The following is a 24,714-nucleotide window of genomic DNA, read 5'->3' on the forward strand; positions in this document are numbered from 1 at the left end:
GGCCGGTCATCACGAGCTGGCCGCCGCCGCGATCACGTCGGCCACCACGCCCGGCTGCGAGACCAGCGCGACATGCGAGGCCTGCACCTCGCTGGTGTGGGCGCCGATCCGACCGGCCATGAACCGTTGCGCGGCAGGCGGAATCACGGTGTCGTTCGCCGAGACCAGGTACCAACTCGGGGTGCTCGACCACGACGTGGGCCCGGACGGCTCGAGGTTCGCCCAGACCGCGAGGGACTTCTGGTGGGCGAGCATCGTCGCGGCCGTCGCGTCGCTGACGTCCGGCGCGAATACCTTGTGGAACGAGGAGTCGGCGATGTAGGCGTCGAGGTTCTTGCCGCCGAACGCGTGCGCGTCGTCGACGACCTTCATCTGCAGCGCCGGCGGCAGCAGTTGACTGCCGGGGAATCGGATCGGGTCGAGCGCGAGCGCCACCGGTTCGCCCTGAGCCGGGGCGAAGGCCGCGACGTAGACCAACGCCTTGACGTTCGGATTGTGGGTGTTGGTGATGACGGCACCGCCGTACGAGTGCCCGACGAGCACCACGGGACCGGAGATCCCGCCGAGAGTCTTCTCGATGGCGGCCGCGTCGTAGCCCGGACCGCGCAGCGGATTGTCGGGCACCACCACCGGGTAGCCCCGTCCGCGCAGGTTGGCGGCCACACCGTCCCAACTGGTGGTGTCGGCGAACGCGCCGTGCACCAGCACGATCGTCGGCAACGGTTTCGCGGCTGCCGGGCTCACGGCCATCGCCCCAGCGAGGGCCGCCAGAGCCAGCATGACGAAGGCTGCGCGGACGAAACGGATGATCTTCATGACGTGTCCCTTCGCAACGACTGCGACGACAACGATCACCGGCTCGACGGCCGGCTCCGACTGGGCTGCCGACAGGCATACCCACGGGCAACGATAGTCGCGCCCGAAGATCGGTCAGGGGAGAACGGTCCATTTCGTAGCGATGAGGAACCACACCGACCGGTATGGATGCCTTGCCTAACCTCCCCTTTGTCGGCACTATGTCCGAGTGCCCAACATCGGTCGGAGTCCCGTCGCACTGCTGTCGCTGACCACCGCGGCGGTACTCGCGGCCGGCGGATGCTCGGCCTCGAACGCGGACACCGACGCCGCGTCCGACCCGACCAGCATTCCCACCGCGTTCACGAAGCCGCCGTCGACCGCCGCGGTGAGCAACTGCGGACCGGACAGCGGCGCGACGATCAGACCGGGCACGCTCACCATCGCCACGGACTCCCCCGCCTACGAGCCGTGGTTCGTCGGCGACGATCCGTCCAACGGCAAGGGTTTCGAGGGTGCGGTCGCCAAGGCCGTCTACCAGAAACTGGGCTACCGACCCGACGAGGTGCAGTTCGTGCGGGTGCCGTGGACGGAGGCGATCAAGCCGGGCCCCAAGACTTTCGACTTCGACATCAACCAGGTCACCATCGTCGGTGACCGCCGCGACGCCGTCGACTTCTCGTCGCCGTATTACGCGGTGGCGCAGTCGATCATCGCGATGTCGGGCACGCGGGCGGCATCCGCCCACAATCTCAATGACCTGACCTCGTACCGGCTCGGCGCGCAAGCCGGTACGACCAGCCTCGCGGCCATCACCGGCACCATCCGCCCCGCCATCGCGCCTACGACGTTTGCGACCAACGACGAGGCAAAGGCGGCCCTGGCCGCCGGTACCATCGACGCGCTGGTGGTCGACATCCCGACCGGCCTCCAGATCACCAAGTCCGACCTGCCGAACAGCGTTCTCGTCGGCCAGTTCCCGCGACCCAACACCGTCACCGAGTTCTTCGGGCTGGTGCTCGAGAAGAACAGCAAGCTCACGTCGTGTGCGTCGGCAGCCCTCGACGGACTCTACGCCGACGGCACCCTAGACCAGCTGTCGCAGACCTGGCTGATCGACTCGGCCCGGGTGCCGATCCTCGAGTGAGACTCAGGCGTAGAGGCTGACGAACTTCTTCAGCGAACCCTCGATGTCGCCCTTGAGTGCCCTCGCGACACCGGACCCGATCGGGCCGAACAGCGGCGCCCCACCGAGTTCGACGTCGAGGCCCACCTCCGAGCCGTCGCCCTTCGGCGTGACCGACAGCGTGAGGTTGACCCTGACTCCGCCCTTGCCGTCGCCCTTGAGGGCCAGGCTGCGCGGCGGCTGGTAGTCGGTGATGACCCACTTGACGCGGTTGCGCATGCCCTTGACGGACACCACCGACTCCGCGGTGGTCCCGGTGGCCAGCTGTGCGGGGATCTCGCAGCGCCAGCCGTCGTGGATCGAGAGCCAGTTGTCGAATTCCTCCAGCGCGCTTGCCTTTTCCCACGCATCCTGCGGAGCGAGTGGGACGGCGATCGAAACCTTGAGCTTGGCCATCGATGAATCGTAGCGAACCGGAAACGAGAGCGTCCCGCACCCGGGTCGGGGAAACCGGGTGCGGGACACGTTCTCGAGCGGCGGATGCCGTCAGTGGGCCACGGCCTTCTCCACACCGACACCGGTGAGGGAGCGGACCTCCATCTCGGCCTGCTTGGCCGGGTCCTCGAGCTTCCGGCGACCGACGTACGTACCGACGATGCCGAGCACGAAGGCCAGCGGGATCGAGACGATGCCCGGGTTGGCCAGCGGGAACCAGGCGAAGTCACTGTTCGGGAACATCGACGACGGCTTGCCGGAGACGGCAGGCGAGAAGACGATCAGCACGAGGCAGCTGATCAGGCCGCCGTAGATGCTCCAGAGTGCACCGGTGGTGTTGAACTTCTTCCAGAACAGCGAGTACAGCAAGGTCGGCAGGTTCGCCGAGGCCGCGACCGCGAAGGCCAGCGCCACCAGGAACGCGATGTTCTGGCCCATCGCCATGATGCCCAGCACGATCGCGACGAGACCGATCACCACCACCGTGATCCGCGAGACGCGGACCTGCTCCTCCTCGGATGCCTTGCCGCGCTTGATGACGCTGGCGTAGATGTCGTGCGCGAAGGACGCCGACGCGGTGATCGCCAGGCCCGCCACGACCGCGAGGATGGTCGCGAAGGCGACCGCGGAGATGATCGCCAGGAAGATCGTGCCGCCCAGCTCGAAGGCGAGCAGCGGAGCCGCCGAGTTCTCCTTGCCGGGTGCGGCGAGGATCCGGTCGGGGCCGACCATCTTCGCTGCGCCGTAGCCGAGAACCAGCGTGAACAGGTAGAAGGCGCCGATCAGGCCGATCGCCCAGGTCACCGAGCGGCGGGCCTCCTTGGCGGTGGGCACGGTGTAGAAGCGCATCAACACGTGGGGAAGGCCCGCGGTGCCGAGCACCAGGGCGATGCCGAGCGAGACGAAGTCCAGGCGCGACATCGAGCTGATGCCGTACTTCGCGCCGGGGGCCAGGATGTCGCGGCCGGCTGCGGCCTTGTTCGACGAGCCCGCGACCGTTTCCTGCGCCTGGGCGAGCAGCTGGGAGAAGTTGCCCTTGACGGCCAGCAGCACCAACACGCACATGATGCCCGCGCCGAGGATCAACAGGACCGCCTTGACCATCTGCACGTAGGTGGTGCCCTTCATGCCGCCGATGAGCACGTACACGATCATCAGCACACCGACCACAGCGACGACGATCGACTGACCGGCCTTGCTGTGGATGTCGAGCAGCAACGCGACGAGTCCGCCGGCGCCGGCCATCTGCGCGAGCAGGTAGAACAGCGAGACCACGAGGGTGGACAGCGCCGCGGCCATCCGGACCGGACGCTGCTTGAGCCGGAAGCTCAGCACGTCGGCCATCGTGAATCTGCCTGTGTTGCGTAGTAGTTCGGCGACCAGCAGCAGCGCCACCAGCCAGGCGACGAGGAAGCCGATCGAGTAGAGGAAGCCGTCGTAGCCGTAGACCGCGATGGCGCCCGCGATGCCGAGGAACGAGGCCGCCGACAGGTAGTCGCCCGCGATCGCGAAGCCGTTCTGCGGGCCGGAGAACTGCGCGCCGCCGGTGTAGAAGTCGGAGGCCTTCTTGGTGGTGCGGCTCGCGCGGATCACGATGCCCATCGTGATCACCACGAACGCGACGAAGATGGCGATGTTCAGGGTCGGGTTGCCGACATCGGTGCCCGATGCCGCGAGGATCTCGGTCACTGCTGCGGTCCTTCCAGTTCTTCGCGGATCGCCGAGGACCGCGGGTCGAGCTCACGGTTCGCGAAGCGCACGTACAGTCCGGTGATCACGAAGGTCGTCACGAACTGGCCGAGGCCCAGGATCAAGCCCAGGTTGATGTTGCCGACGACCTTGGTCGCCATGAAGTCGCTCGCGTAGATGGCGAGCAGCACGTACAGGGCGTACCAGGCGAGGAAGAACGCCGTCATCGGGAACACGAAGCGGCGCAGCCTGCTTCGCAGTTCCTGGAACTGCGGGCTGGCCTGCATGTCGATGAAGGCCTGCTCGTCCGGGGTCGCCCGCTCGGGCGACCTCTCCGGACTCAGGTCTGCTGTGGTCACTGCGGACTCCTTAGCGAACGGGCAAAGTGAGGAAGGTCTAGCCGCAGACGGTAATGAGATGCAGGTCACAGCCATAGCCGGTTCGACTGTTCGACGCCGAGCTGTCGAGTTGCGCGCCGGACGGTCGCTGTAGAGCGACGAACGGCACGGGCGGCTGCGCCGCCCGTGAGTCCTTCTGGCCCACACCGGGACCAAAAGGACTCACGGGGACCGGAGGTCCCCCTCCCGGTCGCGGCCGACGCCGAGCCGCTCCGGCGCGTGCATCCGGGTGAAGATGCGACCGACACCCTCCGGGACCCGGTCGCGTGTCACCCGACTGACCACGACCATCACTCCGAACGCGAGCGGGACGCTCACCGCGGCCGGGTACCCGACCAGCGCCGCGGCCCATCCGCCCCACAGGCTGTCGGCGATCCCGCCCGCCGCCGTGGCCAGCGCCGCGGCGCCGGACGCCAGCCCGCCCGCGACCATCCCCGCGGCGGCGCCCGGCGCGGTCAGCCCGCGCCACCAGATGCCGAGCACCAGCAGCGGGCACAGGGTCGACGCCGCGACCGCGAACACCATCCCGACCGTCCGCGACAGGTCCAGCGAGACCACCCCGACCCCCAGCGCCAGCGCCGTCGCGCCCGCCGCGACCGCGGCGACCCGGAAGTCGCGGACCCGCCCGCGCAGCACATCGGTGCTCAGCACGCCCGCGACGCTGACCAGCAGCCCCGAGGAGGTGGACAGGAACGCGGCGATGGCGCCGGCCGCGACCAGTGCGGCGAGCAGTTGCCCGCCCCAACCCGAGAGCACCGTCCCCGGCAGCAGCAGGACCGCGGCGTCCGAGGTGCCGGTGATGAGCAACTGCGGGACCCACAGCCGGGCGAAGACCCCGAGCACCGTGGGGAACAGGTAGAACACCCCGAGCAGCCCGATCACGGTCAGCGAGGTCAGCCTCGCCGTCCGACCGTCCGGGTTGGTGTAGAAGCGGACCAGCACGTGTGGCAGTCCCATCGCACCGAGGAAGATCCCGAGGATCAGCGAGTACACCTGGTAGAGCGGGTGCCGGCCGCCGAATCCCCAGCCGGGTTCGAGCCACTGCGCGTCGGTGGCCGGCGCCCCCGCGACCACCGGCACCGGCGAGCCGGCCTCGAGCACCAGCGAGGTGCCCGCCCCGAACCCGTGCTCGCCCGGCGGCAGGGACAGCGGACCGTCCACCGTGCGGTCGTCGATTGTGCCGGTCACGGTGGCCCGCAACGGGTCCGACACCTGGACCACCACGTCGGTGGTGATGTCGACGGTGGTCCGGTCGGCGACCGTGGGCGGCGCGGGCGAGCCGAGGTCGTGGGGTCCGCCGAAGAAGTGCACGCCGAGCACCAGGGCCGGCACGGCGACCGCGGTCAACTTGAGCCAGTACTGGAAGGCCTGTACGAAGGTGATCGAGCGCATGCCACCGCCGACGACGTTCGCGATCACGATCAGCCCGACGCCCACCGCGCCCACCCAGGCCGGGATGCCGAGAAGGATGCCCAGCGTCAGGCCCGCGCCCTGGAACTGCGGCACCATGTAGAGGATGCAGATCACCGCGACGACGACCATCGCGAGTGAGCGCAATCGCGCTGAGCCGAGCCGGAACTCGGCGAAGTCGGGCACCGTGTAGGCGCCGGACCGTCGCAGCGGCGCAGCGACGAACATCAGCAACCCGAGGTACCCGGCGGTGAAGCCGACCGGATACCAGAGGGCGTCGGCGCCGTACTTCGCAATCAGGCCGGCGACACCGAGAAACGATGCAGCGGAAAGGTATTCACCGGAGATGGCGGCGGCGTTCCACCTCGGCCCCACGCTGCGTGAGGCGACCAGGAAGTCGGAGGTGGTGCGCGCCAACCGAACCCCGTACGCACCGATCGCCACCGTCGCGACCGCCGCCGCGACCAGGCCGACCACCGTGGCGACGGGAAACGCCTGTCCGGACATCTTCGGCCGCCGCGGCTCAGTCGTCGGCCAGGTCGACGAACTCCTGCTCGGTGCGCTCCGCGAGCCGGATGTAGAGACGACCGACCGCGTACAGCACCGGGTACACCGCGACTCCGAGCACCACCCAGGCCACAGCGTCGGGCAGCGCCGGGACGGCGAACATCACCAGCGGTACCGCGCACACCAGCGCCACCACTCCCGCCGCGACGCGCAACGCGAGCCCCAGCTGCGCGCGCACCAGCGCACGGATCATCGCCTCGCCGACCTCGGTGTGTTCCTGGACCTCGACCCTCGTACGGACCACGCGGGCGCCGCGCCGGTGCGCCAGCACCACCCGCTCCCGGGCCCGCGGCGATCCGGCTCCCGGCGCGGTCACCGCGCGGTCCAGCTCTGCCGCGGCGTCCGCACCAGGCGGTCCTTGAGTTCGCGGGTGTGTCTGCGGCTGACCGGGAGCTCGACCACCGGGCCGTCCGCGGTGGTGCGCAGGCACACCACGGTTCCCGTGCCGACGCTGCGGATCCCGGTGACGAGCGGCAGCGACACCAGGTACGAGCGGTGCACGCGCAGGAACCCGGCCGGCTGCCAGCGGGCCTCGAGCGCGGAGATCGGAATCCGGACGAGGTGCGAGCCGGTCGCGGTGTGCAGTCGCGCGTAGTCGCCGTCGGCCTCCACCCACGCCACCGCCGACCGGTGCACGAGGGTGGTGACGCCGCCGAGTTCGACCGGAATCACCTCGTCGGTCTCGGTGGCGGGTGGCTCCTCGCCCCGACTCGACTGCGACCGGCGCGGCTGCCGGACCCGGCGCACCGATTCGGCGAGCCGCTCCTCGCGCAGCGGTTTGAGCAGGTAGTCGACTGCGCCGAGATCGAACGCGTCGACCGCCCGGTCGTCGTGCGCGGTCACGAACACGACCGCGGGCGGGGCCGCGAACGCCGCCAGCACGCCCGCCAGTTCGAGCCCGTCCAGTCCGGGCATGTTGATGTCGAGGAAGACCGCGTCGATCGGGGCTGCGCGGCCGAGCCGATCCTTGATCACCCGAAGTGCGGTGGTGGCGTCGCTCGCGGTGAGGATCTCGCCGACGTCCTCTTGCGCGCGCAGCAGGTACGCCAGCTCGTCGAGCGCCGGGCGCTCGTCGTCCACGGCCAGCACGGTCAGTGGGGCCTCGCCCGACCCCTCGGCATTCTGCGTCACAACGGATCCATCGTGCCACGCCGGCGATTCTGTGCGCGTCACGGCGCGTCCGGTCACGCTCGGATCCCGGCGCGGAACTTCGGCACCCGCATGCTGACCTTGGTGCCGAGGCCCGGCGCGGTCTCGACCACCAGCCCGTAGTCGTTGCCGAACGCCGCGCGCAGGCGGTCGTCGACGTTGGCCAGGCCCACGTGGGCCGATTCCTTCGCACTCGGCCTGCCCGCGCCCGACTCGATCGCGTCCAGCGATCCCGACCGCAGCAGTTCCGGGTCCATCCCGGCCCCGTCGTCCTCCACACTGATCAGGCAGTCGGTGCCCTCGTCGGAGGCGACGATCGTGACCGTGCCGTGGGACTGGCCGGAGATCCCGTGCCGCACCGCGTTTTCCACCAACGGTTGCAGCGCCAGGAACGGCAGCACCACGTTGAGCACTTCGGGCGCCACTTGCAGGCGCACCTCGAGGGCGTTGCCGAACCGGGCGCGCTCGAGGGTCAGGTATCGGTCGATGTTGCGCAGCTCGTCCGCGAGCAGCGTGTACTCCCCCGCCGACCGGAACGAGTACCGGGTGAAGTCGGCGAACTCGAGGATCAGCTCCCGCGCGCGATCCGGGTCGGTGCGGACGAACGACGCGACGGTGTTGAGGGCGTTGTAGATGAAGTGCGGACTGATCTGCGCGCGCAGCGCCCGGACCTCGGCCCGGTCCAACCGGGCGCGGGAGGCGTCGAGCTCGGCCAGTTCGATCTGGCTGCACGCGTACCGGGCGACCTCGCTGATCGCGCCGAGCATGCCGGGGCCCGGCTCGGCGGTGGTGACCACGCCGAGCACCCCGACCACCCCGGAGTCCTCGATCAGCAGGGGCTGAACGATCAACGCCCGCACCGGTGCCCCGCCGAGCTCGCCCTGCCCGACCAGCATCCGCCGCTCGCCCTCGACCGCCCGGACCGCGGCCTCGGCGAAGCGCGCGGCCAGATCCTCGTGCGGGCCGTTCCACGCCAGCACTGCGCCGTCGACGTCCGCGATCGCGAGGGCGTCGGCCCCGGTCAGGTGCCGCAGGTGCGGGGCGGCCTCGGCAGCGGAGGTGGCGTCGAGGCCACGCCGCAGCGGCCTGGCCGCCAGCGACGCGGTGTGCAGGGCGTCGTGCACGGCACGCTCGGCGGGGGTGGTCAGCACGCGACGAGTGCGCAGCCACACCGCGGCGATACCCACGACTACGAGCACCGCCACCACGACGAGGACGGTGAGCACGGTGCCGGGCATCAGTCGACCGTCCGGTCGAGCAGCGCGATCAGCTTCGCGGGCGCAACACTGCGGTACGCGTGCTCGACGATGTCCTCCACGTCCACCCAGTGTCGTTCGGCGAGTGGGCCGTCCAGCGCGACGTCGAGGTAGACCCCGACCCAGCCGCGCCCGCCCACGTACGGCGGCACGAAGAACCGTCCCGGGTCGCGTCCGATCCAATCCTGTTGCGCCCCAGGCGGTGCCGCCGCCCAGAACGCTACCCGTGCATCATGGTGCCGGTCGGCGAAGGTGACGAATTGCGGAGTCCGCCGAACGAACCAGGCCGGCTCGCCGTGACTGACCCGCTCGGTGGCTTCCGGCAGCGCCAGGCACAGTGCGCGCAGCCGGTCGAGCGGTCGGGGCACGGTCATGCGCTCACGTTACGACAGGACGGGGCGTCACCACCGCTGCCGCTGCACTCGCGCTTCGGCCGCCGCCTCCTCCATGTCCAGACTCTCGAGCACCCGACGCAACACCTCGTCGTCCAGCTCGCCGGCGTCGCGGGCTGCGATCAACGCGCCGCGCTGAGCCTTGAGCACCCGGGTACGCAGCGCGTTGAACAGTGCGCCGGCGTCCCGGAGCTTCGCGTCGTGCTCACCGAGGTACTCCTCCTGCTCGGCCGCGATCCTGGCCTCGGCGGTGCGCCGCACCCTCTCGGCAAGCTCGACCAGCTCCTCGGTGCCCACCCCCGGCGGCGGGTCGCGCAGCACCTCGAGTAGCGCGGCGTCCGCGGCAGACCGCGACACCTGCCGGGCCAGGGTGGTCTGCTGCGCGGTCCGCTGCTCCTCGTCGGGATCGGCGACGTCGAGCAGCCGGATGAGGGTCGGCAGCGTCGCGCCCTGGATCAGCAGAGTCCCGACGGCCACCGTGAACGCGATCGCCTGGATGACCCCGCGACCGGGGAACGGGTCCCCCGCCAACGTCGTCAGCGGCACGCCGGACGCGGCGGCGAGGGTCACCACACCGCGCATCCCGGCCCAGGAGATCACCAGGTTCTGCCGCCAGTTCAGCCTCGCGTCCGAGGTGGGGAGCGAGACGATCGAGCGGGTGACCTTGCGTCTGCCGCGGTTGACGAAGATCCAGGCCGGCCGGACCACGATGACGAGCGCCAGCACGGCGAGTCCGTAGCCGAACACGTGATGCACCGGCAGACCGTCGGCCCGCACGTCGTCGATCACGAACTTCAGTTGCAGGCCCATGTACGCGAAGACGAACGTCTCGAGCAGCAGGTCCACCGTCGGCCACACCGCACGTTCCTGGATGCGGGTGTCCACCGACTCGTCGCCGACGGTGCGGCCGAGGACGAACCCTGCGGTGACGACGGCCAGCACCCCCGACGCATGGATCTCCTCGGCCGCCAGGTAGGCGGCGAACGGCAGCACCAACCCGAGCACCGTCTCCATCGGCGAGTCCACGATCCGCGCGCGCACCAGGCGCACCAGGCCCGACAGCACCAGGCCGACCAGCACCCCACCGACGATCTCGTAGAGGAAGAACAGGATCGGCGAGTCGATTGCGATCTTCTTGCCGGTCACCGCGGCGACGGACAACGCGAACAGCGTCAACGCGGCCGCATCGTTGACCAGGCTCTCGCCCTTGAGGATCGCCATCATGCGGGCGGGCAGGCCCAGTCGCCTGCCCACCGAGACCGCCGCCACCGCGTCCGGCGGAGCGACCACCGCGCCGAGCACGAAGGCCGCCCCGAGCGTGAACTCGGGGACCAGCCAGTTCGCGAAGAACCCGACCGCGACGGTGGTCACCACCACCATGCCGATCCCCAGCCGCAGGATCGGCGCGAGATTGCGGCGGAAGGTGCTGAACGAGAAGTCCAGCGCCGCCGAGTACAGCAGCGGCGGCAGCACCACCCCGAGCATCAGGTCCGGCGGCATCTCGAGGCGCGGTATGCCCGGGATGAAGGACGCCGCGGCACCGATGGTGACCAGTACCAACGGAACCTGGAAGCCGAGGCGTTTCGCGAGGCCGGTGAGGGCGACCCCCGCGATGACGACGAACAGCAGCCAGGTGAAGTTCATCGGCGTCTATCCGTGGTCCAGGTCCACCGCGCAGCTGCCGCCCTTGCCCGGCAGCCGGTGCCGGTTTGTCGCGACCGTCCGGTACGCCGCGTCCTGAATCTGGCGGATCCCCCAGATTCGGTAGAAGTACAACGGGATTCGACTGCCGAGGACGCCGGACAGGGCCGCATTGACTGCGCCCGCGCCGTGGTGGCGACCTCCGGACGAGTCCAGTGCCCAGGCCTGTTCGAGCGCCTGGTCCGTCGTCACGCCGAAGTGGGCGGGCGCGCCGGCCTGTTGCAGCGGCACGACTTTCACCCGACCGCGGCGATCGAGCCGCGCGAGCAGTGCGGCGCTACGCACACAGAAGCCGCAATCCCGGTCGTAGAGCAACTCCACGGTGAAACGCGGGGCGGCCTGACGGTCGGGCATTGCGGCTCCTGTGGGTTGTGTGCGCTATTCCTTCGGCGGGATGACCTTCTTCGCCGCATCCTGGACCTTGTCGACCGTGTCCTTGTACTTGCCGCCGGTCTTGTCGTCGATGAAGTCGCCCGCCTTGTCGACGGCGCCCTCCACCTTCTCCGCATTCTCGGACGCGATCTGCTTGCCCTTGCCGAACAGGCCCTTCAACGTGTCTGCGAAGCTCATGGCGTCTCCTTCTCCGATGCCGGACCGGCACCTGTCGTTCTCGGGCGGAGCCTCGGGCATGCCGTCGTGCTCCGGTGGAGCCTCGGGCATGTCGTTCAGGGGTCGATCCCCCGCACGGACCAAGTCTCACAGCTTTGACCGGTACCCGCCACAGTTGCACGCAGCGTGACACTAAGCCGCGGGCGACTCCGGCAGCGAGAACAGCCTGCGCTTGTCCCCGGAGATCAGCCCCGAGACCCACCACCCCAGTTCGACCAGCCCGATCCCCACCGCGCCGCACACGACCGCGACGGTGGTCGCGGCGACGTTCGACGGGTCCAGCTTGAAGAACTCGCGGGTGAACGGGACCGAGAACAGCACCAGGTAACCGGCCACCGACCCCGCGATCAGCACGATCTTCCACCACACGTACGGCCGGGCCACGATCGCCAGCACCCAGACCGCGATCATGATCAGCGTGATGAGGGCAGTCGTGCTCGCCTGGATCGTCTGCGTCTCGGTCGCGTGCGGACCGGAATAGACGAGCGCGTACGCGACGAACGTCGCGATACCGATGACCAGGCCCGACGGGATCGCGAAACGCATCACCCGAGGCACGAACCCGGTGCGTGCCCGCTCGTTGTTCGGAGCCAGCGACAGGATGAACGCGGGGATACCGATCGTGAACCAGGCCGCGATCGTGACGTGTCGCGGTAGGAACGGGTACGGCATCGCGTCGAAGTCGAAGATCTGCGAGGCCACGCCCGACAGCCCGATCAACAACGCCAGCAACACCGAGTAGACGGTCTTGGTGAGGAACAGATTCGAAACCCGCTCGATGTTGCCGATCACCCGCCGTCCCTCGCCCACCACGTACGGCAGGGTTGCGAACTTGTTGTCCAGCAGCACGATCTGCGCCACCGCCCGCGTCGCCGGACTGCCCGATCCCATTGCCACGCCGATGTCCGCGTCCTTGAGGGCGAGCACGTCGTTGACGCCGTCGCCGGTCATCGCGACCGTGTGCCCGCGCGACTGCAGCGCGCCGACGATCTCACGCTTCTGGTCGGGCCGGACCCGGCCGAAGGTTGTGGACTCGTCCAACGCGTCGGCCAGTTGGTCACGGTCGTCGGGCAATTCGCGCGCGTCGACGGCGCGATCGCCGCCCGACAGGCCGAGCGAGCTGGCGACCGCACCGACCGAGACCGCGTTGTCACCGGAGATGACCTTCACGGACACCTTCTGCTCGGCGAAGTACTCGAGGGTCTCGCGGGCGTCGGGTCGCACCCGTTGCTCCAGCACGACCAGCGCTCGGGGTGTGACCTGTCCCGGCGCGGACGCATCGTCCACCGACCGGTCGCTGCTGCCGAGCAACAGCACCCGCAGGCCCTTGGCGCCGAGTTCCTCGGCGGTGCGGGCCGCGTCGGACTGCGAATCGAGGAGCACGTCGGGGGCGCCGAGCAGCCAGTTGCCCTTGTTCCCGTACGAGATTCCGCTCCACTTCTTCGCGGAGGTGAACGGGGCCACGGCGGTGGAGTTCCATCCAGGGTCGTGGTCGACCGACTCCGCGATCGCCAGCACACTGGCGTTCGGCCGTGGGTCGTCGCCGGCGAGCGCGGCCAGAGCGTCGCGTACCTCGGCGTCCTCGCCGGTGAGCACCCGCAGTTCCGACAGCCGCATACCGTTCTCGGTGAGGGTGCCGGTCTTGTCCGCGCACACCACGTCGACGCGGGCCAGCCCCTCGATCGCCGGCAGTTCCTGGACCAGGCACTGCCGCTGACCGAGCCGGATCACACCTACCGCGAAGGCGAGTGAGGTCATCAGCACCAGGCCCTCGGGCACCATCGGGACCAGCGCGGCGACCATGCCGCTCAGCGCGGAGCCCAGATTCTGCTGACTGATGAACAGCTGGTTGTAGATGATCAGCAGGCCCGCCGGGACCATCATGTAGGTGATGACCTTGAGGATCTTGTCGACGCCGCTGCGCAGCTCCGAGTGCACCAGGGTGAACTTGCTGGCCTCCTCGGCGAGCTTGGCCGCGTAAGCGTCCTTGCCGACCTTGGTCGCCTGGTAGGCACCACCACCGGCCACCACGAAGCTGCCCGAGAGCACCTGTGCGCCAGGCAGTTTGTGAACGGGATCGGCCTCGCCGGTGAGCAGGGACTCGTCGACCTCCAGCGCCTCGCCCTCGACCACGGTGCCGTCGACGACGATCTGGTCACCCGCACCGAGTTCGATGATCTCGTCGAGCACCACCTCGTTCGGCGCGACAGCGACGGCTGCGCCGTCACGGCGGACCTGCGGCTTGGCGGCGCTGACGATCGCCAGCTTGTCGAGGGTCTGCTTGGCGCGGACCTCCTGGATAATGCCGATCGCGCTGTTCGCGATGATCAACAGGCCGAACATTCCGTCGATCACCGACCCCGTGGCGAGGACGATGATCAGCAGCACCCCGAGGATCGCGTTGATCCGGGTGAACACGTTGGCCCGGACGATGTCCTTGATCGAGCGGCTCGCGCGGCCGGGCACGTCGTTGGTCTTGCCGTCCGCCTTGCGCCGGGCAACCTGTTCCGCGGTCAACCCGACCGCCAGGTCCACGTCGGTCACGGGGATGGTGGCAACTGCCCCCGGTCCAGCTGGATTCTCCTCGTCGGCCATGCCCGCCAGGTTATGCCAGTGCGAGCCACCAGCGCCGCTGGGCGTCCGGGCGCAGCACGTCGATCCGCTGTCCGGGCATCGGGACGCGGACCCGGGTGCCCGACCCCTCGGCGGCCGCGAGCAGCCGCGTCACCGGTTCCACCCAGGGATGGAAAGCCAGGTTGAAGGTGGCCCAGTGCACCGGGACCAGCACGCCGGCGGTGTCGTCGCCCACGGACAGGTCGGCGTGCATCCGCACCGCCTCCTCCGGGTTCATGTGCACGTCCGGCCAATGCTCGTCGTAGGCGCCGACCGGCAGCAGCGTGAGGTCGAACGGGCCGTGCCGCTCCCCGATCTCGGCGAAGCGCAGGGAGTACCCGGTGTCACCGCCGAAGAACACCGCGTGCGCGGGCCCGCGAACCACCCACGACGCCCACAGCGTGGTGTTGCGGAGCAGTCCCCGCCCGGAGAAGTGCCGGGCCTCGGTGCAGGTGAGCGAGAGCCCGCCGAGCGTGACCTCCTCGTCCCAGTCCAGCTCGACGATCCGGTCCTCGGGGACCCGCCAGTGCCGGAGGTGGGCGCCGATCCCGGTGGGGACCACGAACGGCGCGTCCTGGGTGCGCACCAGCGCCTCGATCGTGGCCTTGTCCAGGTGGTCGTAGTGGTCGTGCGAGATCACCACGGCGTCCACCCGCGGCAGGTCGGCGACGGCGACAGGGGCCGGGTGCAGCCGGGCGGGTCCGATCAGCCGCGACGGCGAGACCCGGTGGCTCCACACCGGGTCGGTGAGCACCCGGAACCCGTCGACCTCGACGAGCACGCTGGAATGGCCGTACCAGGTGACCGCCAACTCGGCCGCCTGCACGGGCGCGAGTGGAGTGGCGAGCGGGATCGGCCGACGGGGGCGACCGAGGCGGCCGCGGGTCAGGATCGACGACAGCAAGCTCGACTCGGAGCCCCGCACCACCTGGCTGCTCGGGTCGGAGTTGTGGAAGCGCCTGCCCCGATACCGCGACGACCCCAGCGCGTGCGGCGCGATCGCCGCCGTCGACGCGCCGATCTGGCCGGGCACACCCCAACTGGCCCTGACCAACGCCGCCGCGCCAGTCACCGCTACCGCCGCCGCCACCGCGGCCCGCACACCCATCTCAGCGCCCCCGGAAGTTCGGTTGACGCTTCTCCTGGCGCGCCTCGCGCGCCTCGTGCATGTCGTCGCTGGTCCAGGCCGCACGCAGGGCGTCGAGCTGCTCGGGGGTCGGCGCGTCCTGGGTGCCGTCGTCGTTGAATGCGAGCTTGAGGTGCCGCAGCGACAGCGGTGCGAGTTCGGCGACTCGCTTGGCCCAGTCCTGCGCGAGCGCGAGGTCCCCGACCTTGTTGGCCAGCCCGCACGCGAGGGCCTCCGCGGAGCTGAGCCGGTCGGCCCCCATCAGGACGGTGCGGGCCGGCCCCCCACCGGCGAGTGAGACGAGCCGTCGGACGGTCCACGAGTCGACCGAGATGCCGAGTCGGGCCGCGGGCACCGCGAAGTAGGCCTCCGGCGCGACCACCCGCAGGTCCGCAGCGATCGCCAGCTGGGTGCCCGCGCCGATCGCCGGACCGTTGACTGCGGCGATCACCGGCACGGGCACCGAGTCGACGGTGTGCAGCATCTCGAGCAGGGTGTCGGTGAAACCGTCGGCGTACACGTCACCGGAGAGGTCGGCGCCCGCGCAGAAGGCGGATCCGCGCCCGGTCAGCACGATCGCTCGCGCGCCCCCGGCCACGGCCTCGTCCAGCGCGTCGCGCAGTAGCACGCACTGTTCGGTGTCGAGCGCGTTGCGTCGATCCTCGCGCTGCAGTTCGATGGTCACCACGTCGCCGTCACGGCTGGTCCCGATCATGGTGTGACCGTACCGTTCACCCCCGGGAGGTTGCCAGCATGGAAACGCACGTGGACGTCGCGGTCATCGGCGCCGGGCAGGCCGGACTGTCGGCCGGGTACTACCTGCGCAGGCTCGGCCGCGAGGCCGGGATCGACTTCGTCATCCTCGACCACGCGCCGAAGCCGGGCGGTGCGTGGCAGTTCCGTTGGCCCTCATTGACTTTGAGCACGGTCAACGCCGTGCACGACCTGCCCGGCATGCCGTTCACCGATGTCCTCGACGACTCTGCGCCCACCGAGGTGCAGGCGGCGGACGCGGTTCCGCGGTACTACGCCGAGTACGAGCGTCGATTCGACCTCCCGGTCCGCAGGCCCGAACACGTGCGGGTGGTGTGCGACCACGGTGACCACCGTGTCGACGACGACCCCGGCAGTCGCAGCGGCCCCCTCACGGTCGAGACCGGCGACGGCGGCCTGACCGTACGGGGCATCGTGAACGCCACCGGAACCTGGGAGCACCCGTTCATCCCGCGCTGTCGCGGCGCAGAACTGTTCCTGGGCCGCCAACTGCACACCCGCGACTACACCTCCGCCGCGGAGTTCGCGGGCCGGCACGTGGTCGTGGTCGGCGGCGGCATCTCCGCGGTCCAGTTGCTCGACGAGATCTCCCGCGTCACCTCGACGACCTGGGTGACGCGCCGCGAGCCGCAGTTCCGTGACACCCCGTACACCGCGGCGGAGGGCCGGGCGTCGGTGGCGGTGGTCGAGGACCGGGTGCGCCGCGGGCTGCCTCCCGGGTCGGTGGTCTCGGTGACGGGGTTGCCGCTTACCCCGGCCCTGCGGGCGGCACGCGAACGCGGGGCACTGCACCGGCTGCCGATGTTCGACGAGATCACCCCGGACGGGGTGCGCTGGGCCGACGGTGGCTTCCGCCGCGCCGACGTGATCCTGTGGTGCACCGGATTCCGTAGTGCCCTGGACCATCTCGCACCGCTGCGGCTGCGCGGGCCCGGCGGCGGCATCACGATGGACGGCCGCCTCGCGACGCGCGTGGCCGCGGACCGGCGAGTACACCTGCTGGGGTACGGGCCGTCCGCGAGCACCATCGGCGCGAACCGGGGCGGTCGGGCCGCGGCCGCAGAACTGATCGAGCACCTGACCGGAAACTGATCCGAAGGCTCACAGCGGGTCACACCGCGGCCCAGCTCCCCATCCTGATCTCGCGCGGAGTCGATCCGGTGACTTCGCGGACCGCGCGGCCGAACTGGCTGAGCCCGGCGAATCCGCTTCGGCGGGCGATCTGACCGATCGACAGGTTCGCGTGGTCCGGGTCGGAGAGCAGCTCCACTCCGAACCGGACCCGCCTGGCGCGGATCAGGCCGTAGACCGTGCGATCCTCGCCTTCCATCAGCTTGTGCAGGTAGCGAGTGCTCACGTTGATGCCCGCGGCCACTCGGTCGACGTTGAGGCCGGGGTCCGCGAAGTTCGTCTCGATGAACCGGTGGACACGGGCACGATTGCCCATGGTCATGTCGCCCGGATCGCCGGCACGATCCGACGACTGTCGGACCACGGCGAGCGCGAGGTCGACGACCGCGTGTTCGATCAACGAGATCTCGGCGGACGAGGTCGGCTCGTGCGCTGTCAACGGTTCGAGCAGACCCGCCAGTGCGACCCCGAGCGGGGAGCCGGACAGCACTGTGCCGCTGAGGTTTCGCGGATCGAGCGATTTCGCCGCCAGCAGGGTTCGCGGCAGGTAGATGAAGGCCACGTCGCTGCGGTCCGACAGGTCGAGTTCGAAACTTCGCCCGAAATCCACGTAGACGACGTCGCCCGCCTTGGCGAGGATCGTCGTACGGTCCTGCTCGAGACCAGCGGTTCCCGCGCGGACGCAGCCGAGCGCGACGTAACTCCCCATCACATCGCCGAGCATCCGTGAGGTGCGGGTACCGGTCACCGCCGTGGAGCGCATCCGATTGACCCGGACGTCCCCGAAGTCGGCGGACGCCATGGAGGCGCTGAATCGTTCCGGTTCGTCGGCGCTGAATCTGCAGATCCCCGAGAACATGTCGATGCCGTCCGAACCCGCCATGCTGATTCCGCCCCGGAAGCGCTGGGTCAACCCCGTGTCTCGGACTACTGCATGCACACCGCCCCTGCCTTCCCCCCGACAAGAATTTTGCTAGACCATAGCTCAATCCTTACGAGGAAAGGCGGATCACGTCCGAGGTCGTGTCACGCCAACGACGTGCCCACCACCCAGCCCACGCCGCCCAGGACCACCAGGGCGACAACCGAGGTCATCACGAAGAGCCACACGCTCCAGTCCAGGCCCTCGCCGTTCGCGCTGTCCACGACAGTGCGACGGTCGTCCTCGGTCGCCACGGGCGTCGCGACGACGTCGACGAGAGCACCGACGAGTCCGTCCACTCCGTCCGCATCGGAAGACCATGTGCCCGCTGTGATCTCACGGAGCACCGCGGACAGTCCACGAACATCGTCGAGTCGGGTGACGCTCGGCGGCCGACCAGGAAATGCCAGGTAGGCGATCCCGTCCATGCCCACCCGAACCCGGTTCGGATCGTCAAGGGAAACAACCGTTTCGCCGTGATGCGCGTCCTGCACCGCCAGCGCCAACGGGATCAGTGCCGACGCCGCGCCGTGTTCGCCCGAATCTCCTGCCGCGACCTCCGCGAGCGACCGACTCGGCCGCCACTCGGAGACGACCACGGCGAGCGCGTCCACCGCGATCATGTCCAGAATGCCGGCCAGCGCGCCGGACCTGATCCGGCACAGCAAGACCGTGCGGGCGAAGTACTCGTCGACGGCCACCGCAGCCGACCCGGGCCCCGCGAAACTTGCGACCGTCAGCGCGACATCGCGGCCCATCGGCACGTCACGGGCATGCCAGAACTCGGTGTCCGGGGCCGATCCGCAGAGCGCGAGCAGTCGGTACCGCCCGCCCGCGAACAATGCACCCGGCACCCGTTCCGCGACCGGGGTCCGTGGTGTCGGCAGCGTGACGGTTCTCGGCATCGACAGTTCCCACTGCGACCCGAGGCTTCGCCCGAGGACGGGTACCTTCTGCTGCCCGAGGTTTCGCCCGCGAGGTTCCGCGGTCCGGCGTCGCTGGTCAGTACGCACGGGCCGCCGCCCCCGTCGTCGGTCCGCCCGCGAGCGCACGCAGGGCCGGCCTGATCAGTGCGCCGATCCTCGGTTCCGCAACCTCTGCCAGTTCGAGTGTCGGGCTGCCCCACGGTGTCCGAGCGGTGTCTCGGTACTCGAATTCCCAGCCGAGGGCGGAGTTCAGTCCCTCCGCCAGGGCCTGGTGGTACTCGTCCCACCCGTACTGCTGCCAGTCGAGGAACCGCTCGACCACCAACGGACGCCACAGCGCGTCGTGCAGGGCAGGCGCCTTGGCCGGCACGTAGACGCGACTGCGCACCGTGCGCCGTTCACCCGACGTCTCGGCGTTGGCGATCGCGACGAGACCCACTGCGGGGCACCACTCCACCCCGGCGCCGATGTCGAGTCGCACCGCGGTCGCGTGCCGCTCCCACAACGCGAGCGTCCGGTCGACAGCCGCATCGTGCGCTGCGACGACCGTGTCGAGGCACTCCGATCCGGTGGCGAATGTCGCGGCCAGCACGGAGAGCATCGGCGAGAACGACATCTCGAATCCGACGACCCGCGAAGACTTGTCACTTCCGGTGGCGGGGGCGGCGAACAGCCATCCCACCGATTTCTCGTCGGGTGGACGGGTGAATGCCATTCCACTGGTCGATGCCCCCGCCCAGCGTAGTCGCGCGATATCGCACGCTTTGAGCGACGGAATCGAATTCACATGCGCGACAACCCACGTCATGGCTTCGATTCTGGCACTCGAAGTGCGCGAGCGCCGGACGAGAATCGAGGGTGCGCGCTACCGTGCGCGAATCGTCGAAACCATATGCACAGATTGAGCAGTGGTCAGACCGGCGCAGTGGTCAGACCAGTGATGTCCCCACGAACCAGCCCAGCGCGCCGAGAAACACCAATGCCACCACCGAGATCGCCACGAACAATCGCACGTTCACCTCGGAACCGCCCTGGTCCGGACCTGCCGCGGACACGGCCTCGGCGTCGAGGGCCTCGGCCCGCGCCGCCGCCACCTCGGCCTGAGCGACGATGTACTCGAGGGTGCGGACGACGAGGTCCGCGCTCGACGCCCCCGAACAACCCGTCCCCGCAGTCAATTCGTCGTAGGCGGCGCCGAGCACCCGAACGTCCTCCTGCCGCGTGGCGCTCGGATGCAGGCCGGGGAACGCCAGATACGCAGTCCCGTCCATACCGACCCGGATTCGGTTCGGATTATCCAGGGAGACAACCCGTTCGGGACGTCGATGCGCGCCCTGCACACCACGCGCCAACGGCAGGAGCGCCGCAGCCGCGCCGGCGGCACTCGGACCGCCCGCAGCGACCTCCGCGAGCGTGCGGCTCGGCAACCACTCCGACACCACGACGGCTGCGGATTCCACGACCACCATGTCCAGGATCGGCGCCAGCGCCGCGGACCGGACTCGGCCCAACCAGACGGTGCCCGCGAAGCAGTCCGCAACGGCGGCCGCCGCGTCGGGCCCGCGTCCCGCGAAGTCCACCACGGTCAGCGCGACGTCCTGCCCCGTCGCCAGGTCGTGGGCGTGCCAGAACCCGGTGTCCGACGTCGCGTCGCAGCGCTCGAGCAGTCGGTACCGCCCCGCCGCGAACAGTGCGCCCGGCACCCGTTCCGGCGTCGGAGGAGGCGGTCGCGTGATCGACTTCGGCGTGATCGGTGGCGGCCGCTTCTGATTCCGACGTCGGTGGTCAGTACGCGCAGCACCCCGCGTCATGGGCTCGATTCTCCCACTCCTGGTCGACGCCCGCCCGGTGACGAGGGGCGCTGCGGATGCCGTGCGCGAATCGTCGAATCTCCGTGCGCGGATCGCCCGCTACCGGTCCCCGCTCGGGCAACTCACGGCCTGGGCACCACGACGCCGACCGGCCCGACGCCGACGCACAGAGTCAGGGTCGGGTCGAGGGCGCGCACCTTCAACCGGTCGCCGCCGCCGACGAGCCGCACGAACACGCTGTTCGGGCCGCGCCGGACCGGCACGACGACCGGACTGCCGTCCTGCATGGCCAGCTCGATCCGTCCGTCGTCGTTCGCGAAGTAGTTCAGCTGCGCCGTCCACTCCCAGCCCGACATCGGCCCGTCGAGCGGCAACTCCGACCCCTCCGCGGTGACGCGATGACCGCAGCCGGGCACCGGTCCGGCCTCGATCGCACGGGTCCAGGTCACCTCGGCGTCGACCACCCCGCCCGAGTCGTCGATCATCCGGAGTTCCGGCGTGGACTCGGCGAACGCGGGCCGCTCCGGCAGCGGCGCGAGCACCCGACCGGCGAGGTTGTGCGGGTACGCGACCGGAAGCAGCACCCAGATCGAGACGGGCTGTTCGAGCAGCGGGACGTCGCGGTGCGCGGCGAGCGAGGACCGCGCGGTGGCGAGGTAGTCGACGGTCGGGTTGTCCTCCCAGCTCCTGGTGAAGGTCGCCGTCGACCACAGACATCCGGCGACGAACACCCCCGCGAGCACGGCCGCCACCGCGCGACGGGTGCGGGTGAGCGGGCGGACCCGCGTCACCCAGCGGTCCCGAACGGGGGCGCGCAGGACCAACGCCACTGCGATCGCCAGGACGACGGCGCTGTCCGCCAGGTAGCGCAGCGTCTGCCCCAACTCGTAGGTGGTGTCCGGACCGGACCGGACGATCACCATCGCGGCCTCGGAGGCGAGCACGTACGCCGCCGCCGCGGGCCACACCCACCCGACGCGCCGCTTCCACAGCACGCTGCCGAGCACGATCGCCACCGCCGTGGCGACACCGGCCACGACCAGCACTGTCGGCGGGTCGGCCCACGGCGGGCTCGGCGGCCAGCGGTCCCACGACCACGGCCCGCCGAGCACCGTCGGCAGCAGCCCCTTCGTGGTGGTGTGGGTCAGCAGCGCGGCGGTCATCTCCGAGTTCTGTACGGCGACCGTCGGTTCGACCGCGAACCGGTACACCACGGCCCAGATCGCGACCACCACCGCGGACGGACCCCACAACGCCACACCCCGCACCAGCGCGCCGCGCACCGGTCGTCGACGCCCGTCGACCCGTCGCAGCAACACGACCACCGCAAATGCCACGAACGGGACGAGAACGGACTTCTCGAAGAACAGCAACGACCCGACGAACACCACAGTGCCGCTGACCGCGTAGCGGCGACGCCCGGTGCGGCACAGCGCGACCGCGTCCGCGGCGACCCAGGCCAGCGCGGCCTGCAGCGGCAGCGCGTTCAGCCCCGCCGCCCACCACGCGAACGACGGCAACGTCAGCGGCGAGAACAGGTACAGCCCCAGCGGGACCAGCAGCATCATCCCCGAGGCTCCGCCCGAGAGCGTTCCGGGCCTGCGGCCGAGCAGGACCGTCAGCAGTCGCAGCACCGCCAGCGAGGCGAGCGCCTGCAGCAGCACCAGCATCACCGCAGGCACCGCCCACTGGTACGGGGCCAGCCGGGTTGCCAGGCCCGCCGCGAGGAACGCCGCCGGCATGAAGTGCCCGTCGTGGTCGTAGAGCAGGAACTCGCGAGACAGCAGCGGCAGGCTCGCCGAGCGGCCGGCCAGGATCAGGTCGTCCCAGTAGAAGTAGCCCCGCGCCGCCACCACGCCGCGCACGACCAACTGCACCGCGATCAGTGCGACCGCGAGTTGGAGGACGCGAGCGCCGGCAGGTCGCGGGAAAGGTTCGGTCCGCGACTCCCGAGGTCCGGCCGATGTCGCGCCGACGACCGAACCTGGAACTCGCATGATCTACGAACCCTATCGCCGAACGCCGGGTCGACGGTTCATCCGCGACGGAGCGCGTCCACCACCATCCTGGGCGGCGGATTGACGTGCGCGACGCCGTCGATGACGACGGTCGGCACCGTCTCGTTCCCGTCCGCGACGGACCGGACGAACGCCGCGGCGTCCGGGTCCTTCCAGATGTCGACCTCGCGCGGGCGCAGGCCGCGCAGTCGCAGCGTCGCCCGCATCCGCATGCAGAACGGACAGCCCGGACGCCAGTACAAGGTCACCTCTGCGGGAGCGTTCACCGCCTCAGTCTCCACGCGGGCCGCGGCACCGCGCTACCTTCGAGCCGATGACCGCCCGGAATCTGCTCCGCTGGTGGCCGCCGATGGGCGTGCTCGCCATGATCGCGCTCGGCCTGGCCGTGGGCCGCGGCTCCACCTCGGTCGACGCGGCATTCCTCGACGATGCCAGGGAGGTGACCGGCCAGCGCCCGACATGGCTGCTGGCCTTCACCGACTGGTGGCTGCTCGGACCGGTGCTGGCTGCCTCGCTCGCGGTCGCGCTGTGGCGCAGGCAGTGGCGACTGGCGGCGGTGGTCGCGGTGTGCCCGTGGCTGGTCCTCACGATCAACCAGGTGCTCAAGCACCTCTTCGACCGCCGCAACGGCCCCTACCTGGAGTACCCGAGCGGGCACACCACGCTGGTGGTGGTCGTGACGGGGATGGCACTGCTGGTGGTCGGGGTGCGCTGGTGGGCGGTGGCAGTCGTGGCGGTGGTCTGCGCGCTCGGCATGCTCGGCCTGGTCACCAACGGCTTCCACTACCTCACCGACACGATCGGCGCGGCACTGCTGACCACCGCGCTGGTCTGCCTCGCCGCCCGGGTGGCCGGCCTGATGCCGGCGCGACCACCCGGCGGCGGGCGGCACGAGGAACCGGCCGATTAGCCCATGTCGAATTCGTCGGGGTTCGGACCGAGCCGGTTGCCCGTGTCCAGACCCGCGATCGCGGCGAGGTCGTCGGCGTCGAGTTCGAAATCGAACACCTCGATGTTCTGGCGAATCCGGTACGGCGTCACCGACTTCGGGATAACCACGTTGCCGACCTGAAGGTGCCAGCGCAGCACAACCTGGGCAGTGGACCGCTGGTGCTTCTCGGCGATGCGTCCGAGCACCGGGTCGTCGAGCAGACCCCGGCCCTGCCCCAGCGGCGACCACGCCTCGGTCACGATGCCGTGCTCGGCGTGGAAGGCCCGCAGCTCCGGCTGCGCGAAGTCGGGGTGCACCTCAACCTGGTTGATCACCGGGACCACCCCGGTCTCGTCGATGATCCGGGTCAGTTGCGCCGGCTGGAAGTTGGAGACGCCGATCGACTTCACCCGGCCGTCGGCCCGCAGCTCGGCGAACGCCCGCCAGATGGCGAGGTAGTCCTCGCGCATCGCCCGCGGCCAGTGGATCAGGTACAGGTCCAGGTAGTCCAGGCCGAGCCGGTTGAGCGAGGCCTCGAACTCGAAGAACACCGCGTCCCGCGTCCACGGTTGGGCGGTGCCGTTCCAGAGCTTGGTGGTGACGAACAACTCGTCGCGGGCGATGCCGGACGAGGCGATGGCGCGGCCGGTGCCGGCCTCGTTGCCGTAGATCGCGGCGGTGTCGATGCTCCGGTAGCCGATGCTCAACGCGCTGGTCACCGCGGTGAAACTCTCGTCGTCGGGCACCTGCCACACCCCGAAACCGAGCTGGGGAACGGTGTTGCCGTCGCTGAGGGTCACGTTCGGGACTGGGCTCACAGAGGTCATAGAAGCAGACAACGGCCCACACCGCAGACTTGTTCCGCACGACCGCGC

The 24,714-nt window shown here is 70.0% G+C and carries 25 protein-coding genes; 3 read left to right on the forward strand and 22 right to left on the reverse strand.

The window, feature by feature from the left end:
* Positions 1-9: 9 nt before the first annotated feature.
* A complete protein-coding gene (locus FK531_RS05655; protein WP_142096052.1) occupies positions 10-816 on the reverse strand; it encodes an alpha/beta fold hydrolase in 807 nt (268 codons plus the stop codon).
* A 217-nt stretch (positions 817-1,033) separates the two neighbouring features.
* On the opposite strand from FK531_RS05655, the gene FK531_RS05660 reads away from it, so the two are divergent.
* Positions 1,034-1,942 (forward strand): ABC transporter substrate-binding protein, encoded by a 909-nt coding sequence (locus FK531_RS05660; protein ID WP_142096705.1) that lies wholly within the window; start codon positions 1,034-1,036, stop codon positions 1,940-1,942.
* Between the two features lie 3 nt (positions 1,943-1,945).
* Here FK531_RS05660 and FK531_RS05665 read toward each other — a convergent pair whose 3' ends face one another.
* The 14 genes from FK531_RS05665 to FK531_RS05730 form a co-directional block, all read right to left on the reverse strand.
* Positions 1,946-2,377, reverse strand: a complete 432-nt coding sequence (locus FK531_RS05665; RefSeq protein ID WP_142096055.1) for a type II toxin-antitoxin system Rv0910 family toxin — start codon at positions 2,375-2,377, stop codon at positions 1,946-1,948.
* A gap of 90 nt (positions 2,378-2,467) precedes the next feature.
* Positions 2,468-4,105 carry a monocarboxylic acid transporter gene (locus FK531_RS05670; protein WP_142096058.1) on the reverse strand — a complete coding sequence of 546 codons (1,638 nt, stop codon included), beginning with the start codon at positions 4,103-4,105 and terminating at the stop codon, positions 2,468-2,470.
* Positions 4,102-4,464 (reverse strand): DUF485 domain-containing protein, encoded by a 363-nt coding sequence (locus tag FK531_RS05675; protein ID WP_142096061.1) that lies wholly within the window; start codon positions 4,462-4,464, stop codon positions 4,102-4,104. The genes FK531_RS05670 and FK531_RS05675 overlap by 4 nt, the downstream gene beginning before the upstream one ends.
* Before the next feature lie 201 nt (positions 4,465-4,665).
* Positions 4,666-6,420 carry a sodium/solute symporter gene (locus FK531_RS05680; RefSeq protein WP_142096064.1) on the reverse strand — a complete coding sequence of 585 codons (1,755 nt, stop codon included), beginning with the start codon at positions 6,418-6,420 and terminating at the stop codon, positions 4,666-4,668.
* 16 nt (positions 6,421-6,436) lie between these two features.
* A complete protein-coding gene (locus tag FK531_RS05685) occupies positions 6,437-6,808 on the reverse strand; it encodes a hypothetical protein (protein ID WP_142096708.1) in 372 nt (123 codons plus the stop codon).
* Positions 6,793-7,611 carry a LytR/AlgR family response regulator transcription factor gene (locus FK531_RS05690; protein WP_142096067.1) on the reverse strand — a complete coding sequence of 273 codons (819 nt, stop codon included), beginning with the start codon at positions 7,609-7,611 and terminating at the stop codon, positions 6,793-6,795. The genes FK531_RS05685 and FK531_RS05690 overlap by 16 nt, the downstream gene beginning before the upstream one ends.
* A 53-nt stretch (positions 7,612-7,664) precedes the next feature.
* On the reverse strand, positions 7,665-8,867 hold the full coding sequence (locus FK531_RS05695) for a sensor histidine kinase (protein WP_142096070.1): 1,203 nt from the start codon (positions 8,865-8,867) through the stop codon (positions 7,665-7,667).
* Entirely contained in the window at positions 8,867-9,259 is a 393-nt protein-coding gene (locus FK531_RS05700; protein WP_142096073.1) for an MmcQ/YjbR family DNA-binding protein, read from the reverse strand. The genes FK531_RS05695 and FK531_RS05700 overlap by 1 nt, the downstream gene beginning before the upstream one ends.
* Before the next feature lie 27 nt (positions 9,260-9,286).
* Complete coding sequence (locus FK531_RS05705; protein WP_142096076.1) at positions 9,287-10,921, reverse strand: Na+/H+ antiporter; 1,635 nt, start codon at positions 10,919-10,921, stop codon at positions 9,287-9,289.
* 6 nt (positions 10,922-10,927) lie between these two features.
* Positions 10,928-11,332 carry a thiol-disulfide oxidoreductase DCC family protein gene (locus FK531_RS05710; RefSeq protein ID WP_142096079.1) on the reverse strand — a complete coding sequence of 135 codons (405 nt, stop codon included), beginning with the start codon at positions 11,330-11,332 and terminating at the stop codon, positions 10,928-10,930.
* Positions 11,333-11,356: 24 nt separating this feature from the next.
* On the reverse strand, positions 11,357-11,548 hold the full coding sequence (locus FK531_RS05715; RefSeq protein ID WP_142096083.1) for an antitoxin: 192 nt from the start codon (positions 11,546-11,548) through the stop codon (positions 11,357-11,359).
* A gap of 171 nt (positions 11,549-11,719) precedes the next feature.
* Positions 11,720-14,182, reverse strand: coding sequence for a cation-translocating P-type ATPase (locus tag FK531_RS05720; protein WP_142096086.1), 2,463 nt, complete (start codon positions 14,180-14,182; stop codon positions 11,720-11,722).
* A 10-nt stretch (positions 14,183-14,192) separates the two neighbouring features.
* Entirely contained in the window at positions 14,193-15,308 is a 1,116-nt protein-coding gene (locus FK531_RS05725) for an MBL fold metallo-hydrolase (protein WP_142096089.1), read from the reverse strand.
* A gap of 1 nt (position 15,309) precedes the next feature.
* Positions 15,310-16,041 (reverse strand): enoyl-CoA hydratase, encoded by a 732-nt coding sequence (locus FK531_RS05730; RefSeq protein WP_142096092.1) that lies wholly within the window; start codon positions 16,039-16,041, stop codon positions 15,310-15,312.
* A 38-nt stretch (positions 16,042-16,079) separates the two neighbouring features.
* Between FK531_RS05730 and FK531_RS05735 the strand changes: the two genes are divergently transcribed.
* On the forward strand, positions 16,080-17,192 hold the full coding sequence (locus tag FK531_RS05735) for an NAD(P)-binding domain-containing protein (RefSeq protein ID WP_142096096.1): 1,113 nt from the start codon (positions 16,080-16,082) through the stop codon (positions 17,190-17,192).
* Between the two features lie 19 nt (positions 17,193-17,211).
* Here FK531_RS05735 and FK531_RS05740 read toward each other — a convergent pair whose 3' ends face one another.
* The 6 genes from FK531_RS05740 to FK531_RS05765 all read right to left on the reverse strand — a co-directional run bounded on the left by FK531_RS05740 (position 17,212) and on the right by FK531_RS05765 (position 23,174).
* A complete protein-coding gene (locus FK531_RS05740) occupies positions 17,212-18,114 on the reverse strand; it encodes an AraC-like ligand-binding domain-containing protein (protein ID WP_142096099.1) in 903 nt (300 codons plus the stop codon).
* A gap of 143 nt (positions 18,115-18,257) precedes the next feature.
* Complete coding sequence (locus tag FK531_RS05745) at positions 18,258-19,058, reverse strand: protein kinase family protein (protein WP_142096103.1); 801 nt, start codon at positions 19,056-19,058, stop codon at positions 18,258-18,260.
* Between the two features lie 97 nt (positions 19,059-19,155).
* A complete protein-coding gene (locus FK531_RS05750) occupies positions 19,156-19,794 on the reverse strand; it encodes a relaxase domain-containing protein (protein ID WP_181762835.1) in 639 nt (212 codons plus the stop codon).
* A 214-nt stretch (positions 19,795-20,008) separates the two neighbouring features.
* Positions 20,009-20,782, reverse strand: coding sequence for a protein kinase family protein (locus tag FK531_RS05755; protein ID WP_142096109.1), 774 nt, complete (start codon positions 20,780-20,782; stop codon positions 20,009-20,011).
* Between the two features lie 230 nt (positions 20,783-21,012).
* Entirely contained in the window at positions 21,013-22,887 is a 1,875-nt protein-coding gene (locus FK531_RS05760; protein WP_246097919.1) for a hypothetical protein, read from the reverse strand.
* A 38-nt stretch (positions 22,888-22,925) separates the two neighbouring features.
* Positions 22,926-23,174: a glutaredoxin domain-containing protein gene (locus FK531_RS05765; RefSeq protein ID WP_142096112.1), complete on the reverse strand. Its 249-nt coding sequence runs from the start codon at positions 23,172-23,174 to the stop codon at positions 22,926-22,928.
* A 47-nt stretch (positions 23,175-23,221) separates the two neighbouring features.
* Here FK531_RS05765 and FK531_RS05770 point away from each other — a divergent pair, with 47 nt between their 5' ends.
* Positions 23,222-23,818, forward strand: coding sequence for a phosphatase PAP2 family protein (locus FK531_RS05770; protein ID WP_142096115.1), 597 nt, complete (start codon positions 23,222-23,224; stop codon positions 23,816-23,818).
* Here FK531_RS05770 and FK531_RS05775 read toward each other — a convergent pair.
* Positions 23,815-24,666 (reverse strand): aldo/keto reductase, encoded by an 852-nt coding sequence (locus FK531_RS05775; RefSeq protein WP_181762836.1) that lies wholly within the window; start codon positions 24,664-24,666, stop codon positions 23,815-23,817. The two genes, FK531_RS05770 and FK531_RS05775, sit on opposite strands and share 4 nt — an antisense overlap.
* Positions 24,667-24,714: the final 48 nt, after the last annotated feature.

The sequence above is a fragment of the Rhodococcus spelaei genome, assembly GCF_006704125.1.
GTDB lineage: Bacteria > Actinomycetota > Actinomycetes > Mycobacteriales > Mycobacteriaceae > Rhodococcus_G > Rhodococcus_G spelaei.

Bases quoted from the DNA above. Each gene is read 5' to 3' on its own strand.
- FK531_RS05655 (WP_142096052.1), bottom strand. From the start codon at position 816: ATGAAGATCATCCGTTTCGTCCGCGCAGCCTTCGTCATGCTGGCTCTG.
- FK531_RS05665 (WP_142096055.1), bottom strand. From the start codon at position 2,377: ATGGCCAAGCTCAAGGTTTCGATCGCCGTCCCACTCGCTCCGCAGGAT.
- FK531_RS05680 (WP_142096064.1), bottom strand. From the start codon at position 6,420: ATGTCCGGACAGGCGTTTCCCGTCGCCACGGTGGTCGGCCTGGTCGCG.
- FK531_RS05695 (WP_142096070.1), bottom strand. From the start codon at position 8,867: ATGCCCGGCACCGTGCTCACCGTCCTCGTCGTGGTGGCGGTGCTCGTA.
- FK531_RS05700 (WP_142096073.1), bottom strand. From the start codon at position 9,259: ATGACCGTGCCCCGACCGCTCGACCGGCTGCGCGCACTGTGCCTGGCG.
- FK531_RS05705 (WP_142096076.1), bottom strand. From the start codon at position 10,921: ATGAACTTCACCTGGCTGCTGTTCGTCGTCATCGCGGGGGTCGCCCTC.
- FK531_RS05710 (WP_142096079.1), bottom strand. From the start codon at position 11,332: ATGCCCGACCGTCAGGCCGCCCCGCGTTTCACCGTGGAGTTGCTCTAC.
- FK531_RS05715 (WP_142096083.1), bottom strand. From the start codon at position 11,548: ATGAGCTTCGCAGACACGTTGAAGGGCCTGTTCGGCAAGGGCAAGCAG.
- FK531_RS05720 (WP_142096086.1), bottom strand. From the start codon at position 14,182: ATGGCCGACGAGGAGAATCCAGCTGGACCGGGGGCAGTTGCCACCATC.
- FK531_RS05725 (WP_142096089.1), bottom strand. From the start codon at position 15,308: ATGGGTGTGCGGGCCGCGGTGGCGGCGGCGGTAGCGGTGACTGGCGCG.
- FK531_RS05730 (WP_142096092.1), bottom strand. From the start codon at position 16,041: ATGATCGGGACCAGCCGTGACGGCGACGTGGTGACCATCGAACTGCAG.
- FK531_RS05735 (WP_142096096.1), top strand. From the start codon at position 16,080: ATGGAAACGCACGTGGACGTCGCGGTCATCGGCGCCGGGCAGGCCGGA.
- FK531_RS05740 (WP_142096099.1), bottom strand. From the start codon at position 18,114: ATGGCGGGTTCGGACGGCATCGACATGTTCTCGGGGATCTGCAGATTC.
- FK531_RS05745 (WP_142096103.1), bottom strand. From the start codon at position 19,058: ATGCCGAGAACCGTCACGCTGCCGACACCACGGACCCCGGTCGCGGAA.
- FK531_RS05750 (WP_181762835.1), bottom strand. From the start codon at position 19,794: ATGGCATTCACCCGTCCACCCGACGAGAAATCGGTGGGATGGCTGTTC.
- FK531_RS05760 (WP_246097919.1), bottom strand. From the start codon at position 22,887: ATGCGAGTTCCAGGTTCGGTCGTCGGCGCGACATCGGCCGGACCTCGG.
- FK531_RS05770 (WP_142096115.1), top strand. From the start codon at position 23,222: ATGACCGCCCGGAATCTGCTCCGCTGGTGGCCGCCGATGGGCGTGCTC.
- FK531_RS05775 (WP_181762836.1), bottom strand. From the start codon at position 24,666: ATGACCTCTGTGAGCCCAGTCCCGAACGTGACCCTCAGCGACGGCAAC.